General features: G+C 33.1%; 14 protein-coding genes, 1 pseudogene and 1 riboswitch. Of the genes and pseudogenes, 2 read left to right on the forward strand and 13 right to left on the reverse strand.

The window, feature by feature from the left end:
• Positions 1 to 3 precede the first annotated feature (3 nt).
• The 5 genes from QLS65_RS13385 to QLS65_RS13405 form a co-directional block, all read right to left on the reverse strand.
• A complete protein-coding gene (locus QLS65_RS13385; protein WP_282718352.1) occupies positions 4 to 1,404 on the reverse strand; it encodes a DUF3570 domain-containing protein in 1,401 nt (466 codons plus the stop codon).
• 44 nt (positions 1,405 to 1,448) lie between these two features.
• Positions 1,449 to 1,661 (reverse strand): DUF4266 domain-containing protein, encoded by a 213-nt coding sequence (locus QLS65_RS13390; protein WP_099715498.1) that lies wholly within the window; start codon positions 1,659 to 1,661, stop codon positions 1,449 to 1,451.
• Between the two features lie 15 nt (positions 1,662 to 1,676).
• Entirely contained in the window at positions 1,677 to 2,660 is a 984-nt protein-coding gene (locus QLS65_RS13395; protein ID WP_428831880.1) for an FAD:protein FMN transferase, read from the reverse strand.
• A complete protein-coding gene (locus QLS65_RS13400) occupies positions 2,660 to 3,094 on the reverse strand; it encodes a thioredoxin family protein (RefSeq protein WP_282718354.1) in 435 nt (144 codons plus the stop codon). The genes QLS65_RS13395 and QLS65_RS13400 overlap by 1 nt, the downstream gene beginning before the upstream one ends.
• Before the next feature lie 129 nt (positions 3,095 to 3,223).
• On the reverse strand, positions 3,224 to 3,661 hold the full coding sequence (locus QLS65_RS13405) for a QcrA and Rieske domain-containing protein (protein WP_282718355.1): 438 nt from the start codon (positions 3,659 to 3,661) through the stop codon (positions 3,224 to 3,226).
• A gap of 248 nt (positions 3,662 to 3,909) precedes the next feature.
• On the opposite strand from QLS65_RS13405, the gene QLS65_RS13410 reads away from it, so the two are divergent.
• Complete coding sequence (locus QLS65_RS13410; RefSeq protein WP_282718356.1) at positions 3,910 to 6,006, forward strand: LTA synthase family protein; 2,097 nt, start codon at positions 3,910 to 3,912, stop codon at positions 6,004 to 6,006.
• Between the two features lie 57 nt (positions 6,007 to 6,063).
• On the opposite strand, the gene QLS65_RS13415 is transcribed toward QLS65_RS13410, so the two are convergent.
• Positions 6,064 to 7,062, reverse strand: coding sequence for a zinc dependent phospholipase C family protein (locus QLS65_RS13415; RefSeq protein ID WP_282718357.1), 999 nt, complete (start codon positions 7,060 to 7,062; stop codon positions 6,064 to 6,066).
• A 98-nt stretch (positions 7,063 to 7,160) separates the two neighbouring features.
• Here QLS65_RS13415 and QLS65_RS13420 point away from each other — a divergent pair.
• A pseudogene (locus tag QLS65_RS13420) lies at positions 7,161 to 7,910 on the forward strand (YoaK family protein).
• Here QLS65_RS13420 and QLS65_RS13425 read toward each other — a convergent pair.
• From QLS65_RS13425 to sucD, 7 genes are all read right to left on the reverse strand, one after another.
• Positions 7,894 to 8,871: a YeiH family protein gene (locus tag QLS65_RS13425; protein ID WP_282718358.1), complete on the reverse strand. Its 978-nt coding sequence runs from the start codon at positions 8,869 to 8,871 to the stop codon at positions 7,894 to 7,896. The pseudogene QLS65_RS13420 and the gene QLS65_RS13425 sit on opposite strands and share 17 nt — an antisense overlap.
• A 75-nt stretch (positions 8,872 to 8,946) precedes the next feature.
• Positions 8,947 to 9,843: a LysR family transcriptional regulator gene (locus QLS65_RS13430; RefSeq protein WP_282718359.1), complete on the reverse strand. Its 897-nt coding sequence runs from the start codon at positions 9,841 to 9,843 to the stop codon at positions 8,947 to 8,949.
• A gap of 19 nt (positions 9,844 to 9,862) precedes the next feature.
• Positions 9,863 to 11,890 carry a hypothetical protein gene (locus QLS65_RS13435; protein ID WP_282718360.1) on the reverse strand — a complete coding sequence of 676 codons (2,028 nt, stop codon included), beginning with the start codon at positions 11,888 to 11,890 and terminating at the stop codon, positions 9,863 to 9,865.
• A gap of 63 nt (positions 11,891 to 11,953) precedes the next feature.
• The gene (fabG, locus tag QLS65_RS13440) at positions 11,954 to 12,700 is read right to left on the reverse strand and encodes a 3-oxoacyl-[acyl-carrier-protein] reductase (protein ID WP_099715489.1); all 747 of its coding nucleotides are present in this window, start codon (positions 12,698 to 12,700) and stop codon (positions 11,954 to 11,956) included.
• Positions 12,701 to 12,883: 183 nt separating this feature from the next.
• Entirely contained in the window at positions 12,884 to 14,206 is a 1,323-nt protein-coding gene (locus QLS65_RS13445; protein ID WP_282718361.1) for a Na+/H+ antiporter NhaC family protein, read from the reverse strand.
• A 54-nt stretch (positions 14,207 to 14,260) separates the two neighbouring features.
• Positions 14,261 to 14,357: riboswitch (SAM-I-IV-variant riboswitch) on the reverse strand.
• Positions 14,358 to 14,483: 126 nt separating this feature from the next.
• A complete protein-coding gene (locus QLS65_RS13450) occupies positions 14,484 to 14,906 on the reverse strand; it encodes a hypothetical protein (RefSeq protein ID WP_121342069.1) in 423 nt (140 codons plus the stop codon).
• A 216-nt stretch (positions 14,907 to 15,122) separates the two neighbouring features.
• The gene (gene sucD, locus QLS65_RS13455) at positions 15,123 to 15,995 is read right to left on the reverse strand and encodes a succinate--CoA ligase subunit alpha (RefSeq protein WP_282712933.1); all 873 of its coding nucleotides are present in this window, start codon (positions 15,993 to 15,995) and stop codon (positions 15,123 to 15,125) included.
• Positions 15,996 to 15,998 lie beyond the last annotated feature (3 nt).

The following is a 15,998-nucleotide window of genomic DNA, read 5'->3' on the forward strand; positions in this document are numbered from 1 at the left end:
GCTTTATTGCATGACAAATTTAAATGCAATCGTACCAATGTTAGCATTTAAATTATCACTTCTTTCATAATGATTGAATCTAAAATCAATAGTTTTCAAACCAAATTTCCAAATTTTTGTACCTGTAAAAATATCAGTATAATTGATTCCAAAACCATATTGATTCGCATCAAATGTAGCTAAATCTGCATCAGAGGTATAATATCTTTCTGTTGATAAATGGGTTTCATAAGGCGCATAATATTTTGAAGCCGTTTGGGTGTAATAACGATACATTGGAAAAACGGTAAATCTATCAGATAATTTTATAGGAAGCTCAATTGTTGCGGTATGCGATTGAATATCCCAATTATCGGAATAAAAACGATAATAGGTTCTCAATATAAATCGCTCGTTGATGTAATAATTCAAACGTGCTCCAACAGGGACTTTAAATCGGGAATCCGGTAATCTTTCAATATCATCAGCCAGTTTATAAACGCCGCTATTCGTTGAACTTTCGTAATTATTAATGTATTGTGCCTGACCGATGTAATAATTAGCTTTATCTGCAAAATAAATTCGGTGATACGGTGAAGACAATAAGCCTTGTTGCTGTAAAATATCGAAGAAGATTGAAAACTGTAGTTTTTTAGTTAAAACCTGTGAGAAACCAACAGAAGCCGAATAAGAGTTTCTATTTACGCCACTTACCGTTTGAAATGCTGATGGCAAATAATTTGTTGTGGCTTGCCCATTTTGATCTAAAACTGATACGCCATTAAAATAGCCTTGATTTAAAAAATTAGCACCATATTTTGAATATTCGTCTAATTCCGTTGGATAAATAGGCCTCCATTGATCCAGATACACATTGGCTTTCAAGCTTAATTCGGTATTTTTTTCATTAAAAAGAGTCGCAATTCCTCCTCCAAAACCAACCGAAGTATAATCATACTCATTTGAAAAAGAAACATCAGTATTCCAAATAAAATTCCTAGAATCACTACTATGACTATAATTAGCAACAATTGATACTAATTGATCGCTTTTAGAAGCTCCAGAGGAAGCTTGCCAAGGAGTCCCACTGGGTCCGCCTGAACTGGAAGCTCCAGTTGAATTAAACGGGTTGATGTTACTCGATGATGCTGATGAATAAGCTGATATTCCTAAATCAATCGTTAAAACATCATCATCATTTAATGGCATTGCCACCACAATATTTGAGGCAATATCAGTAAGTTTCTCCGAACCAATTCCACCTGAAACAGCTGATCTTGAACCGTCCTGATTGTAATAACTAGCTAAAAAATCGACCTCAGTACTCTCTAATACTCGTTTTTTAAATGCTGGTGCAGTAGTTTTGTCTTGCGAAAAGGCAATGCTACTGATTAATACTAAAAGAAATAAAAATTTTATTTTCATTGTATAGAAATTACTAATTACTATCTAAATTGTTGTTTTGTAAATTAGTTGCAACCACAACCACCACCTGATTTACCACCATTGGCTCCAGCAGCTGCTTCACGATATACTTGAAAAGAAGTTTCATATCGCTCTGCAGTTCTTGCCGTTAGTTTCATGTCAGGATCATTTATTTTTTCTTTTTCGTATTCTTTTACTGAACTACACGATTGTAAAATCAGCATTACAAAAAACAAAACCGTTATTGTCTTTATCATTTTCAATGTCTTTTATTAATTATATTTTTTAACATCAATTCCTTTTGACGAATGGATTTTACCTTTGTCATCAACAATAATACATTCAATCCCTTTAAGCTGATTGACTAAATCCAACCCTACTTCTACCCCGAGAACAAAAATACCCGTAGCCAAAGCGTCAGCTACTTCCGTTTGCTTTGCAAAAACAGATACACTCACCACGCCAACTGCAGGATAACCCGTTCTCGGATCTATAATATGCGAGTAGCGTATTCCATTAAAAATAACATACTTTTCATAACTTCCCGAAGTTTCTACAGCGCTGTCTTCTAATAGAAATGTGGCAAAAATTTTATTTTTATTTAAAGGGTTTACAATTCCCACATTCCAAAGTTTCCCATCGGGTTGTTTTCCCCAAGCATTAATATCTCCGGAAACATTTACAATTCCTGAACTACATCCTTTTGAAACCAATAAATCTTTCACTTTATCAGCAATATAGCCTTGACCAATTCCGCCCAAACCTAATTTCATTCCTTCTAATTTCAGGAAAATGGTTTGTTCTTTCTTGTTTATAATAACATTTCTGTATCCAATTTTTGCAACTGATTTTTTTATGGCTTCTTCTGTCGGCATTACTTTCATCGAACCATCAAATTTCCATATTTTGTCCATGGAAGCATATGAAATATCAAAGGCGCCATCGGTAATTTGGGAAATTTTAATCGCTCTTTCGACCAATTCCAAAACTTCAGTATCCACTTTTACAGGTTTAATTCCTGCATTTCGATTGATTTCTGAAATTTGTGTCGTCGGGATCCAATCAGAAATTAAATTCTCTATGCGTTTTACTTCGGCTACAGCCAAATCTATATACTCATTACTTTTCAGAGTATCATTTGCAACAGCTGTAATCTCAAACGGGCTTCCTAACATCGATAACTTTCTTTTATGGGCGACTTGACCAACGGAAATGAAAGTTGTCAATACTAAACATATGGAAATTATGCTCTTCATCATTTTTCAAAGGAATGGATTAATTTGATATAATCAGCTGGAGAAAGGTTTTTGAAACCTGTAATTCCTAACACATTCCCAGTTTTGTCCAAAAGTAACACTAATGGAAAATTTCCTGATTTATTATATTTTTCAGCTAATTTTTTATTGCTCTCCATCAACTCTGGTTCGAGTTGATTTGCTTTTTTCTTTGGAAAATCAGCTTTGTAAATAACCCAATTTTTGTCGGCTTCCTTTTTAAATTCTTCCGATTTCCAAATGGTATTTTCTAATTTAATACATGGAGCACACCAATCTGATCCTGAAAAGACAAGAAGGATATTTTTATCTTCTGATAGTGACTGCGCTATTGCTTCTTCAAAATTGGATTTCCAGTTTTGAGAATATCCTAACGTTCCTATAAAAAGAAACAAGAACATGACCTCTTTTTTCATCTTTTAAATCTGTTTTAACACCGTAAAAGTATTTATTTCTAGTGAAGTATAGTTTTCTGATTGTAAAAATTAAGACAGAATTAATTTAACGAATTTAGTACAGCTATACACGTTTTTTTATTTGTTGGACTAGACAATAACGGTCAAAGTTGTTCCAGATAATGTAGTCTGATATTGTTTTAAATTGGATGGCGCAGGTCCTGAAATTACGGTGCCTGTACTTGTAAACTGAGAATTATGTCTTGGACAAACAAAAACATTACCTGACTTTTCATAACCAAGCGTTACTCCTTCATGAGTACAAGAAGACGATACTGCCAAAAAAGTTCCTGTAGTAGTCCGTGCAATAATAATTCCTTTCATTACTATAAAACCTCCATTTGTGGCCAAAGGTCCTGCACTGGTATCAACTGTAAAATTACTTGTGGCGGCTGGTGTTGATGAACCGGAGCCATTAGTACCTGAATCGTCTGAGCTACAACTTGTAGCTAAACCGGCTATACAAGCAGGCAATAAAACTGTTGCTGCTCCAAATCCTACTCTTGCAAAAAATTCTTTTCTAGTCATGATTATTTTATATTAGGTTGGTTAATAATACTATATACGCAAAAAAAATACTTATAGTTTTTTTTAAAGCAACAAACAGTTCTTTAATAAAGATGCAAATAATTTTATGACTGTTTTAAAATTTTAACAGTATTTATTAAGATTGATTAAATCTCATTAATCTTGAATTTGGTTTTCTCAAAATATTAAGCAATTCTTAAAAAATAGCGCTAAAAAATATGCATACTTTTGTAAATAAAAATAATATTATGAATTTTTTAAAAAAGTTTTCCCCTTTTTATTATTTATTACTCTTTTACATTGCCGTAAGCTTTGTTTTAAGGGTCATACTATTTTTTCATCCTATAACACAAACATCATTTACTTGGACAGATACGCTGTCTTTATTTTTTTTGGGGTTTGTATCTGACTTTTTTATTTTTGTTTTACTTAGTGGTTTTTTATGGGGCTATCTTATTTTCATCTCCAATTCTAAGTATTTAAAACCGTACGGTTATATTATTTTTGGACTCCTGTTAACGCTATTACTTTATGTTTCATCAGGCAAAACTATACTCAATGAATATGGCAGTGCTTTACCCGCTATTGCAATTGGTTTTGTGGCAATAAAAACACTTTTGTTTGGATTATTACTTTTTCTTCCTAAATACCGAAGTCAAATCAGGTTTTGGTTGTTTTCATTTGTGATTTTTCTTTATGTGATTTTAATTTTACAAAATGGAATCAGTGAATATTTTTTCTGGAATGAATTTGGCGTAAAATACAATTTCATCGCGGTAAATTATTTGGTTTACACCAATGAAGTTATTGGAAATATTATGGAGTCTTATCCTGTTATTCCATTGTTTTCAGTACTCTTTATAATTGCAGGATTTGTAACATATCTCATTGTAAAAAAATCAAAAAACTATATTGAAAGTATTCCTGCCTTCGTAGAAAAAATAAAATTATCAGGGATTTATTTAGCACTATTTACCCTTTCTTTATTTGCAATTCCATTTTTTTCCAGCAAAGAAAGCTCTCATAATGTTTTTGCAAATGAGCTTCAAGCAAATGGTATTTACAAATTCTACTTGGCATTCATGCACAGTGAATTGGATTACTTCAAATTTTACAAAACACTTCCCCGTAGTAAAGCATTTGCTCAATTAAAGCAACAAATTCCGTCCATTTCTGGACAAACAACTTGGAGACAAATAGAAAACGAAGCTGCCGAGAATCATAAAAATGTAGTGCTGATAACTATCGAAAGTTACAGCGCCGAATTTATGAAAATGTATGGTAACGAAAAAAACATTACTCCATTTCTGGATAGTTTAGCAACCAAAAGCTTAGTTTTTACAAACCTTTATGCCGCAGGAAACAGAACTGTTCGCGGTCTAGAAGCCGTTACTCTATGTTTCCCTCCTACCGCTGGTGAAAGTGTGGTAAAACGTGAAGACAATAAAGATAAATTTTCGACAGGAAACATTTTTAAACAGAAAGGATATACTGTAAAATTCATGTACGGTGGTGATTCATTTTTTGATAATATGAAAGACTTTTTCACCGGAAACGGATATGAAATTGTGGACAAAACAGCATTTAAACCAAATGAAATCACTTTTGCTAATATTTGGGGTGTCTGTGATGAAGATATGTACAACAAAGCAATCAAGATAATGAATAAGGAAAGTGTTGCAAATAAGCCGTTCTTTAATCACATTATGACGGTAAGCAATCACAGACCTTTCACTTATCCAAATGGGAAAATTGACATCCCTGGAGATGTGAAATCTCGTGACGGTGGTGTAAAGTACACGGATTATGCGATGAAAAAATTCTTTGAAATGGCCAAAAAGCAGCCTTGGTTTGCCAATACCGTTTTTGTAATTCTTGCGGATCATTGCGCTTCCAGTGCAGGAAAAACAGAACTTCCAGTGGAAAAATATAGAATTCCCGCAATGATTTATTGTCCAGGTTCAAAACCCCAAAAATATACAAACCTAATGTCGCAAATAGACATTATGCCTACTTTATTCGGGTTATTAAATTTTGATTACCAAAGTAAATTTTACGGTCAGGATGTTTTAAAACCAGATTATAAACCTCGCGCTTTGATTGCAACCTATCAAGATTTAGGATTAATAAAAGACAATGTTTTAACGGTTATTTCTCCCAAACAAAAAGTAAAACAGTTTCAATTGACTTTGAAACCTAACCAAAAAGTAGCTCGTGATTTCCAAATTCATTACGATCAAATACTGTTGAAAAAAGAAAGGCCAGATTTAATAAACGAAACAATTTCATACTATCAAACAGCCTCGGATATGTTGAAGAAAAAGAAATATCAAAAGATTAATTGACATAAAAAAAAAGGGTGAAATTAAAATCTCACCCGTTTTTTAATTGGAAATATAGGATTACTCTCTTTCGCTTGTCAAACCAAAAAGATTCCCTTTTTCAAATGTTTTTAAATCCTTTTTTAACGTTTTGCTGTTGCGTTTTGTAAGTTCGGCTGCATCAAGATTACTTAAATCCGGTTTTCCTGCATTTACCCAAGCCGTGTACCAAAAACTTGCTGTAGCTGTAATGGCTTTTTTCATTTGCTTTTCAACCATTCCATTCAAATCCGTGTGTAATTTAGCTGCATATTCATCAGAATATAACATTCCACCGTATTTATTTTTGACTACATTTCCAGTAGCATCAGTTACATACATCTTGTTTTTAGCAGTTGCATTTCTTAGTTTTCTATCAGTTGCCAACAAAGGTTCCACTAAACTATGAGTGTCAAAAATGATATCCCAAGTTGCTTTATCTACATCCTCTAAATATTTTCCTTGTGCAACATTCAATTTATAATCTTTAGCAAACAATTCCGGCAAACGACTTTCCCACAACGAATGAATTCCTTTTTGATTCGTATTTTGTCCATCGTGATTGTCAGAAGTATGCAATGGCATGTGTGCATCTGCAATATAATGTCCTAAATCACCAGCAATGAATAATATTTCGTTTTTTCTTTTGTCCTTAAAAGCCTTAGTCAATTTGGCCATCATATCCTGGATGTACCAGGGTAATATTCCGTTTTTAGTCAAAAACTTCTCATCGTATTTTAGCTTTGCTTCTTCAATTGTTTTAGGAAAAGTTTCTACAGCACCAAAATTCTCCATGTCAAAATAATGGCGAGGTGGCTCTCCTTTGTCATTCAAAACATTTCGTCTTAAATCTGGAACAGTAGATTCTTGTGTAATGAAATCAATATGGTTGTAAAAAAAAGTCTGCAATGGTTTTGGAAGTGCCATTACCGCTGCTCTATTGATTCGTTCATGTCCAATAACTCCCCATGACAAAAGAAAAAAAGCAACTCCAAGAGTAGATAACGCAATAAGTGTAGGTCTGATTTTAAAATTTTTCATTAAATTTATTTTTTTGAAATGCAAATGTATTTCTTTAAATCGTTATTAGAAAAAATTGGCTTTAAGATTCTGTTAATTAAAAAAGAAAACTTACAAATATGTTTCGACATCAAGGAAAAAATAGAACTTTTATTCATAATCTTCGTTTAGCCACTTTATTATCTTTTGTAGCCGGAATTGTAAATGTTACGGGAGTTTTATCTATGCAAACATTAACAACCAATGTTACGGGGCATTTCGCCTACTTTGCTGAAGAAATAATGAAACGAGATTAAGCAGCCGCAATTACCTTTTTTGTATTCACTATTTTCTTTTTATTGGGTGCCTTTACTTCTAATTTTTTAGCTGAATTGATTTCCAAAAAAAATCCAAATTTATCTCATGTTATCCCAATTTCATTAGAAATGATTGTTTTAATTAGTGTTGGGATTTTTGGAGCACAATCATCATTGTCCAGCACAGAAGGAAAATGGATTGCTTTTTCCATGCTTTTTGCGATGGGAATACAAAACTCTTTGGTAAGCAAAATTTCTCAATCAACGGTCCGAACAACACATTTAACTGGACTTTTTACCGATTTAGGAATAGAACTTTCGCAATTGTTCTTTTATAAAAAACCCGATGAAAAGAAAAAATTAAAAACTAGTATTTACCTGAGATTATCCATTATTATTTTCTTTTTTATCGGTTGTATTTCAGGTGGTTTTCTTTATAATTTATTGGAAATGAAAAACCTTTTTGTTGCGGCAACCTTTTTATTATTTGCGCTTTTGTACGATTATATTAGATTGCAATTTCATGTGATTAAACGAAAAACCCTTAATTATGGAACTATTTTAAATGAATAATCGAAATTAAAGTCGCGGTTGCAATGAATCCCCAAAGTAAAATTCCTTGAGCCAGCGGTTTTAACCCCACTGATTTCAGAACAGTTCTATTTAATCCGGCTCCAATTAAAAACAAAGTAACCGTAAGACCTATTTTGGCAACTGAAACAAAATGCGGTCCTATGCTCTTCATTTGAGGCAGATACGTATTGGCAATCATGGCCAGAATAAATAATCCGATGAAATAAGGGATTTTTATTTTTCCCGATTTATTTTTGAAAATAAATGCCGTAATCAATGCTACAGGAATAATCCACAAAGCTCGGGCTAATTTTACCGTCGTAGCTATTTGCAAGGCTTCCGGACCATATTTACTGGCAGCTCCTACGACTGAACTCGTATCATGAATGGCAATGGCACACCATAATCCAAATTCTTTTTGTGATAAATCCAACCAATCACCCACCGCTGGAAATAAAAACAGCGCCACCGAATTCAGAATAAATATCACTCCCAAAGCAACTGAGGTTTGTTTTTCATTGGATTTGATTACTGGGGCAATCGCGGCTATGGCGCTTCCTCCGCAAATTGCAGTTCCGCATGAAATTAAATGAGAGGTTTTCTTCTCCGTTTTCAACCATTTCCCTAAAAAAGTTCCTAAAACTAAAGTGCTCACAATAGAAATAATCGTAAACAAAAAGCCTTCTTTACCAGCAGAAACTGCACTGTGGACATTCATTCCAAATCCTAAACCAACTACTGAAAATTGTAATAAAAAATGAGTGGCTTTATGATTTAACTCTAAAAAAGGATGCCCAAAAAGGTTCGCTACAATTAATCCTAATACTAAAGCAATTGGCGGAGAAACAAAAATGGTAGTGCAAAACAATAGTAATGCAACAAAAATGAATTGCTGCAATGTGGCATTTACTTTAAAAAAAATAAAAGATTCTTTTTGAATTGTTTTTTGATGCGTTTCCAATGTAAAGTTGTTGAATTATTACAGTACAAAGGTGGAACGATAAATCTATATATACCAATCGCAAATTATAATCTCCTATAACTTTAAATTATAATGATTGGAAATATTCTGGATAAACAAATCGGATAGTGAATCCGTTTTTCCTTGTAACGTAATAACGTAAAAGAAACGTTCTATTACCAGATCTTTAATATCTAAGATAGCTAATTCATTGTTTTGAAGTTCTTTTTTTATAGCATGAATCGATATAAAAGCCACACAATCAGAGTTCATCAAATAAGATTTTATGCTTTCGGTACTTCCTAATTGCATTTCGATTTTTAATTCTGATAATTTAATTTCAAATGGTTTTAGCGCATGTTCAATAACTTCAAGTGTTCCTGAACCTTGTTCCCGCATCAAAAAATACATTTTTTTAAGATCATCTTGAGTCACTTCATCACGACTTACTAACGGATTGGAACTCTTACAGACTAAAACCAATTCGTCCTTTAAAAACTCGGTATATTTAATGGACTTATTTTTTGATTGTCCTTCAACAATTCCTATTTCGATTTCCTGTTTTAATAAAGCATTTTCTATTTGTTCCGTATTTCCATTTAGCAAACTTACATTTACATCTTGTAATTTTTGATGAAAACGAGCTAAAAGTGGTGGAATTATATACTGAGAAATGGTCGTACTGGCTCCTAATCTTAACAGTCCGGAACGTTGATTTATCAGCGTACTCATATCAAAATCTATCTCACGGTATATTTCAAAAATGTTTTTGGTATGCTTCAGTAAGACTTCACCTGCAGCTGTCAGTGAAATTTTAGAACCGTTTCTGTCAAAAAGTTTAATTTTATATTGTTCCTCTAATTCCTGAATATGCTTTGAAATCGCAGGTTGCGTAATAAACAATTCAGTTGCAGCTTTTGTGAAACTCAACCGATTAGCAACGGTATAGAATACTTTTAGTCTAAAATCCATGATGTTTAATTGTATTTTATTACAGTAATCCGTTGTATTTTCGAACAAACCATTCGGTTGCCAACAAAATTGAAATCAAAACCAGTAACCAAATCCAATCAATCAAAGGTGTTTTGGTAACAATATTCTTTTGTATCGCCTTATATTCCTCAATTTCCAAAAGCGTTTTAATCAACACATCAACTTGGTCCGGAAAATACGCTTTCCCTTGTGTTTGCGTAGCCAATTGTGTCAATTTCTCCACATCTGGATTGACAAATTGCTTTTCGATATCAAAATCAAGAATTTCAAAACTACTGGAATACGTCGTTTTAGAATTCAATTCTTTTACCGTAAACGCGTAAGGTCCCGCTTTAAGCCCGTCAAGATTGACTTTATAGGAATTATTTCCTTTTAATAAATCGTAATTTTTTGTTTGCTTCGTTTTGGTATTCGTTACCGCAATAGTCAAACGTGCTTTTTCATCAAACTCATAATTCTTATTGAAATATTGCGCGGTTATTTCAATCGCTTCACCGGAATTATAGAAACTTTCATGTTCTACCACTAATGATTTTTTAGAATTATTAGAAGCCAAAAATTGAATAATCTTATCCATGAAAACATCATATTTTTCAAATGATTGATTGTTGACATGTGTTTGCAAACGCCATTTCCAGCTGTTTTCTCCCAAAAGATAAGCGGCTCGCCTGCCTTGATTTTCTGCAAAAGCCAATAAAGGTGAATTAGTGTCTATTACTCTAATTTTTGATGAAAGCAAAACTGACACCGCTCCTTTTGTGGTTACGGTTCCAAAAGCATTTTGCAAAGGCGGTAAATTTTCAAACCCAATATTATCAACCGCAAACAAATTAAACTGCGCATTAAAAACCGACAAATAATCTTCTTTTTGTCCGCTCATTTTAAAGTTCAAATTATCCTGTTGCTGATTCAGAAAATTAAAATCGGTGTTGTTACCAGTAATAATAAATGTATTGATTCCAGCACCTTTATTACTCTCAAAAATGTTTTTAAATTCGGCTGTTGGCTGGTATAAAATCAAAACATTAAAATCTTGTAACGTATTAATATCATTAGGTTTAACGATAGTTACTTTACGCTGTACATTCGATTCAATGGCTCTTTTTAATGCCCCTAAATCAGGATGATTTATAGCTGATACTAAAGCAATATTTGTTTTTTGGTCAATAACTTCAACCGCAAAATTCTTGGTGTTATTATAGGTGTTTTTTTCTTTTTCTTTCGATGAAATAGCGGCTTTAAAAATCTGTAATCCTATTTTATCAGCCGGTAAAAGTATGCTTACAGTTGCCGTTTTTTTGGAGGATGAAAAGGCAATCGATTGTTTGCTGAATACCGAATTTCCTTGTGAAATAATAAAATCGGCCGTTATACTTTTAGTTCCTGAATACTGTAAAAAAGCTTCTACAGGAAATTTATTCTTATGAAAAGCATATTTATTAACATTCAGTTGATTGATTTTAAAATCTAAGAAAGTTGTTGTATCGCCAACGATTACAGGATATACTTTATTCGCAGTATCAAAACTAAAAACATAATCATTTCCCGAAGTCTGGTTTCCATCCGTAATTAAAACTGTTGGATAGATTGCATTTTTATAAATGCTTTTTAGATTTTTGGCAACAACATCAATATTAGTTTGAGTTCCTTTAAAATCAAATGTTTCAGTCGGTTCAAAATCATCTGAAAACTGATACGATTGCACATCGAATTTTTCTTGTAAATCTGAGTTTGATTGTATTTTTTTATACAATTCCAATGCTTTTTTATTGGCATTCAAAAAAGAAATAGAACTCGAATTATCAAAAACAATCGGCAAAGGGGTTTTAACCGTTTCCAGCGTATTTTTGGTTAGTATTGGATTAATTAACAATAATAAAATTCCAAAAATGGATGAAAAACGCAAAAAAGCCAAAAACCAACCGACTTTCGATTTGTTTTTAGCTTTGTAGATATATTGAAAAAATGACAAACCGCCAGCTATTAGTAAAGAAAGTAGTAATAATAGTAAAGTGTTTGTTGTCATATTTTAGTAGTGTTCAGTCATCAGTATTCAGCAACTGAGCACTGATGACTGATCACTATTTTTTTAGGTAAGCATTCCTCCACAAACATTCATAACCTGTCCAGTTACATACGCACTCATATCAGAGGCGAAGAAAAGACATGCATTAGCAACGTCCTCAGTCGTTCCGCCACGTTTCAAAGGGATTCCGTCTCTCCATCCTTTTACCACATCTTCGTTTAATTTTGCCGTCATTTCTGTTTCGATGAATCCAGGAGCAATTACGTTACAACGAATATTACGAGATCCTAATTCCAACGCCACTGATTTAGAAAAACCAATAACTCCCGCTTTAGAAGCAGCATAATTAGTTTGTCCTGCATTTCCTTTCACACCTACAACTGAACTCATATTGATTATAGAACCAGAACGTTGTTTCAAGAAAGTACGTTGAATGGCTTTAGTCATATTAAAAACCGATTTCAAATTGACATCCATCACTTTGTCAAAATCTTCTTCGGACATACGCATCAAAAGGTTGTCTTTAGTAATCCCAGCATTATTAATTAAAATATCAACCGTTCCAAATTCAGCCAAAACTGCATCTACAAAAGTTTGCGCTTCATTAAAATCGGCTGCGTTAGATTGATATCCTTTAGCTTTAATTCCTAAAGCGTTCAATTCATTTTCAAGAGCCAAAGCTGATTCCACTGACGAACTGTATGTAAATGCAACATTTGCACCATGTTTTGCAAAAACTTCTGCAATTCCTTTTCCAATTCCGCGGCTTGCACCTGTAATTATGGCAACTTTTCCTTCTAGTAATTTCATATTCAAAAATTAGTTTAAATTTTATTTGAAGCTAATCCTGCTATCCGCTTCAATCTTTTATGAACACTAACGTTCACATAAAAGGATTTTCACTACTATCAGGGCTATCTTACACCCGTCAAATATATAATAATTCCCTTTTTAAAAAAAATTCAAAAGCAATTACAGTCAAAAATTCAATTCTTAAATTTTAAAGAATCGCTTTGTCCATTTGTCCCAAAACGAAATATAAATAGCCCCCAATGTGAAAATTAGTAAAAATAAATGGTACCAAGCATTACTAATTAAGTCAAAGAAATCTAATTTTCCATTAGCGTAGCTCAATATAAGCAATACTTGAGCACCATACGGTAAAACTCCTTGAATTATACACGAAAAAATATCCAGAATTGCAGCCGTTTTTCTAGGATTCAATTCATATTCATCATTAATTTCTTTGGCAATAGATCCTGTAATTACAATAGAAACCGTGTTGTTCGCTATTGCTAAATTAGCAAAACCCACTAAAGCACCAATTCCCGCTTGAGCTGATTTTTTACTTTTAATTCTTTTTTTAATTTGAACTAATAAATATGTTATTCCACCCGCTTTATCTACCATAGCTGCTAAACCTCCAGTAAGCATTGACAATAAGAAAATATCAGTCATACTGGTAAAGCCTTCATATATCTTTTGAGTGAACTCCATTAACGTAAACGAACCACTAAAATAACCTATGATTCCTGCCAATAAAGTTCCAATAAGCAATGTTGAAAATACATTAACACCTACTACCGCCAATACTATTACTAATATATAAGGTACAATTGCAATCCAGGAAAAATCATTTTTTGCAATGGCAACAGTCACAATATCCGAGTTTAAACCAAGATAAAAGAAAACCATAATAGTCAAAATTGCAGCAGGAAAGGCAATAAATAAGTTAATCTTGAACTTGTCCTTTAGATCACATCCCAATGACTGCGTTGCTGCGATGGTAGTATCAGAAATCATCGAAAGATTATCTCCTAACATAGAGCCACCTAATAAAGCGCCTGAAATTAAAGGTAATGAAGCACCGCTTTTATCAGCTAAAGCGACAGCTATCGGGCCAATAGCTACAATTGCACCCACTGATGTTCCTGTAGCAGTTGATAAAAAAGAAGCAATCAAGAAAATTCCTAAAGGAAAATAAGCAACATCAATAGTATTTATTCCAAGATTCACGACAGCATCAACTCCACCCATCGCTTTACTTACTACTGCGAAGGCTCCTGCTAGCAAATAAATTAAACACATGGTCATGATTTTACTTTCACCACATCCTGCAATCAATGTAGCAACTTTTTCATCAGTAGTGGATTTGAAAAGTAAAAAGGCTGCAATGATACCAACTACAACTGCCACTGGCGATGGAAAAGCATAAAAATCATTCAGAACAATTCCTGCTCCTAAAAAAGTAAAAATAAAAACCAATAAAGGAATCAAGGCAAAGGCATTTCCTTTTTCTTTTGAAAATAAAGTCATAAAAATAATTTTAAATTAAAAATTATGACGAAAAACAAAGCTAAATATGGGAATGTAAACAACATTTTTTCCAAAGAATTTGGCGTATCGTTTTAGCACCTTGCTTGTTGTTGCAGGTTGCTATCCTATTGAAGGATTCGTGATAACGGGTGCAAAAGTAATTAATTATTTATGAAATTAGCCTAATTTTATTCCAAAAAAAGATAATTCGAAAAAAAGCGCCACATAAAATGTAGCGCGATTATAATTAAGATATTAAAAGGCAGACTTTCAATAATTAAAAAGCTACATTCCATTTTGGCAGTCTTCCATTTTCGTCAAGAAAGTTTTGTAAAACTTGTCCTTCTACAAATGTTGGAATCACTTTAGTTTTATCGTTGAATGTCTCATACCAAACTACTTCTAGTGTACTGATGTCTTCAATTTTCATTTGTGCAGGCCAAGAATATTTTCTTCCAGTTTTAGCAAATTGGTGCCCTTCAACAATTTTGTCTTTTAAACCACCATTTTTAATCTTCAAAGTTCCGTTATTTTGAACAGTTCCAGTAGAACCAACCATAATTAACTCTTTTTCATCTCCTACTGAATACACTAAAAATACTCCAGATCCTTCTGATGCATTGCAAACTTCTGCTAAACTATCTTCTGTAGTAAATGAAAACTGATTGCTAACTTTGAATTTTTTTAACTCTTTGTACATATTATTTTATTTTTATTTGAACTGGCTTCGACAAAAAAATACCCCACAAAATCGTGAGGTCCATTAGAAACCATTCGTTTATGTTTGTTCTTATTAGGATTACATCTTAAAAACAGATGCATTTAATAAAGTGCAAAGATATTTCTTTAATTCATATTTATAATAAAAAAGCCCCACAAATTGTGAGGCTTTTAAAATATTTAATTAGAGTTTAGATTAACCTAAAACTTCTTTTACTTTTTTACCAATTTCAGCTGGAGAATCTACCACGTGAATTCCACATTCTCTCATGATTTGTTTTTTAGCTTCAGCAGTATCGTCAGATCCACCAACGATAGCACCTGCATGTCCCATTGTACGTCCTGGAGGAGCAGTAACTCCTGCAATGAAACCAACTACTGGCTTACGGTTCCCATCCGCTTTGATCCAATGAGCAGCATCAGCTTCTAATTGTCCACCGATTTCACCTATCATTACGATACATTCTGTTTCTGGGTCATTCATCAATAATTCAACAGCTTCTTTTGTAGTTGTTCCAATGATTGGGTCTCCACCAATACCAATTGCAGTAGTGATTCCTAATCCTTGTTTTACTACTTGGTCAGCCGCTTCGTAGGTTAATGTTCCAGATTTAGAAACAATACCAACAGTTCCTTTTTTGAAAACAAAACCTGGCATAATACCAACTTTAGCTTCACCCGGAGTGATTACACCTGGACAGTTTGGACCTATTAATCTAGAATTTCTTTCTTTAACATAACTATTTGCTTTTATCATGTCAGCAACAGGAATTCCTTCAGTAATTGCAATAATTACTTTAATTCCAGCATCTGCAGCTTCCATAATTGCATCTGCAGCAAAAGCCGGCGGAACAAAAATGATAGTTGTATCAGCTCCTGCTTGTTCTACAGCATCTTTTACAGTATTGAAAACTGGTCTGTCTAAGTGAGTAGTTCCCCCTTTTCCTGGAGTTACACCACCAACAACGTTAGTACCGTACTCAATCATTTGAGAAGCATGGAAAGTTCCTTCACTTCCTGTAAAACCTTGAACAATTATTTTGGAATCTTTATTAACTAAAACACTCATGAT

Origin of the sequence: Flavobacterium algoritolerans, from assembly GCF_030010385.1 — a bacterium.
GTDB classification, from domain to species: domain Bacteria; phylum Bacteroidota; class Bacteroidia; order Flavobacteriales; family Flavobacteriaceae; genus Flavobacterium; species Flavobacterium algoritolerans.

Excerpts from the sequence above, each read along its gene's own strand:
- QLS65_RS13385 (WP_282718352.1), bottom strand. The coding sequence starts at position 1,404 with ATGAAAATAAAATTTTTATTTCTTTTAGTATTAATCAGTAGCATTGCC.
- QLS65_RS13390 (WP_099715498.1), bottom strand. The coding sequence starts at position 1,661 with ATGATAAAGACAATAACGGTTTTGTTTTTTGTAATGCTGATTTTACAA.
- QLS65_RS13395 (WP_428831880.1), bottom strand. The coding sequence starts at position 2,660 with ATGAAGAGCATAATTTCCATATGTTTAGTATTGACAACTTTCATTTCC.
- QLS65_RS13400 (WP_282718354.1), bottom strand. The coding sequence starts at position 3,094 with ATGAAAAAAGAGGTCATGTTCTTGTTTCTTTTTATAGGAACGTTAGGA.
- QLS65_RS13405 (WP_282718355.1), bottom strand. The coding sequence starts at position 3,661 with ATGACTAGAAAAGAATTTTTTGCAAGAGTAGGATTTGGAGCAGCAACA.
- QLS65_RS13410 (WP_282718356.1), top strand. The coding sequence starts at position 3,910 with ATGAATTTTTTAAAAAAGTTTTCCCCTTTTTATTATTTATTACTCTTT.
- QLS65_RS13415 (WP_282718357.1), bottom strand. The coding sequence starts at position 7,062 with ATGAAAAATTTTAAAATCAGACCTACACTTATTGCGTTATCTACTCTT.
- QLS65_RS13430 (WP_282718359.1), bottom strand. The coding sequence starts at position 9,843 with ATGGATTTTAGACTAAAAGTATTCTATACCGTTGCTAATCGGTTGAGT.
- QLS65_RS13435 (WP_282718360.1), bottom strand. The coding sequence starts at position 11,890 with ATGACAACAAACACTTTACTATTATTACTACTTTCTTTACTAATAGCT.
- fabG (WP_099715489.1), bottom strand. The coding sequence starts at position 12,700 with ATGAAATTACTAGAAGGAAAAGTTGCCATAATTACAGGTGCAAGCCGC.
- QLS65_RS13445 (WP_282718361.1), bottom strand. The coding sequence starts at position 14,206 with ATGACTTTATTTTCAAAAGAAAAAGGAAATGCCTTTGCCTTGATTCCT.
- QLS65_RS13450 (WP_121342069.1), bottom strand. The coding sequence starts at position 14,906 with ATGTACAAAGAGTTAAAAAAATTCAAAGTTAGCAATCAGTTTTCATTT.
- sucD (WP_282712933.1), bottom strand. The coding sequence starts at position 15,995 with ATGAGTGTTTTAGTTAATAAAGATTCCAAAATAATTGTTCAAGGTTTT.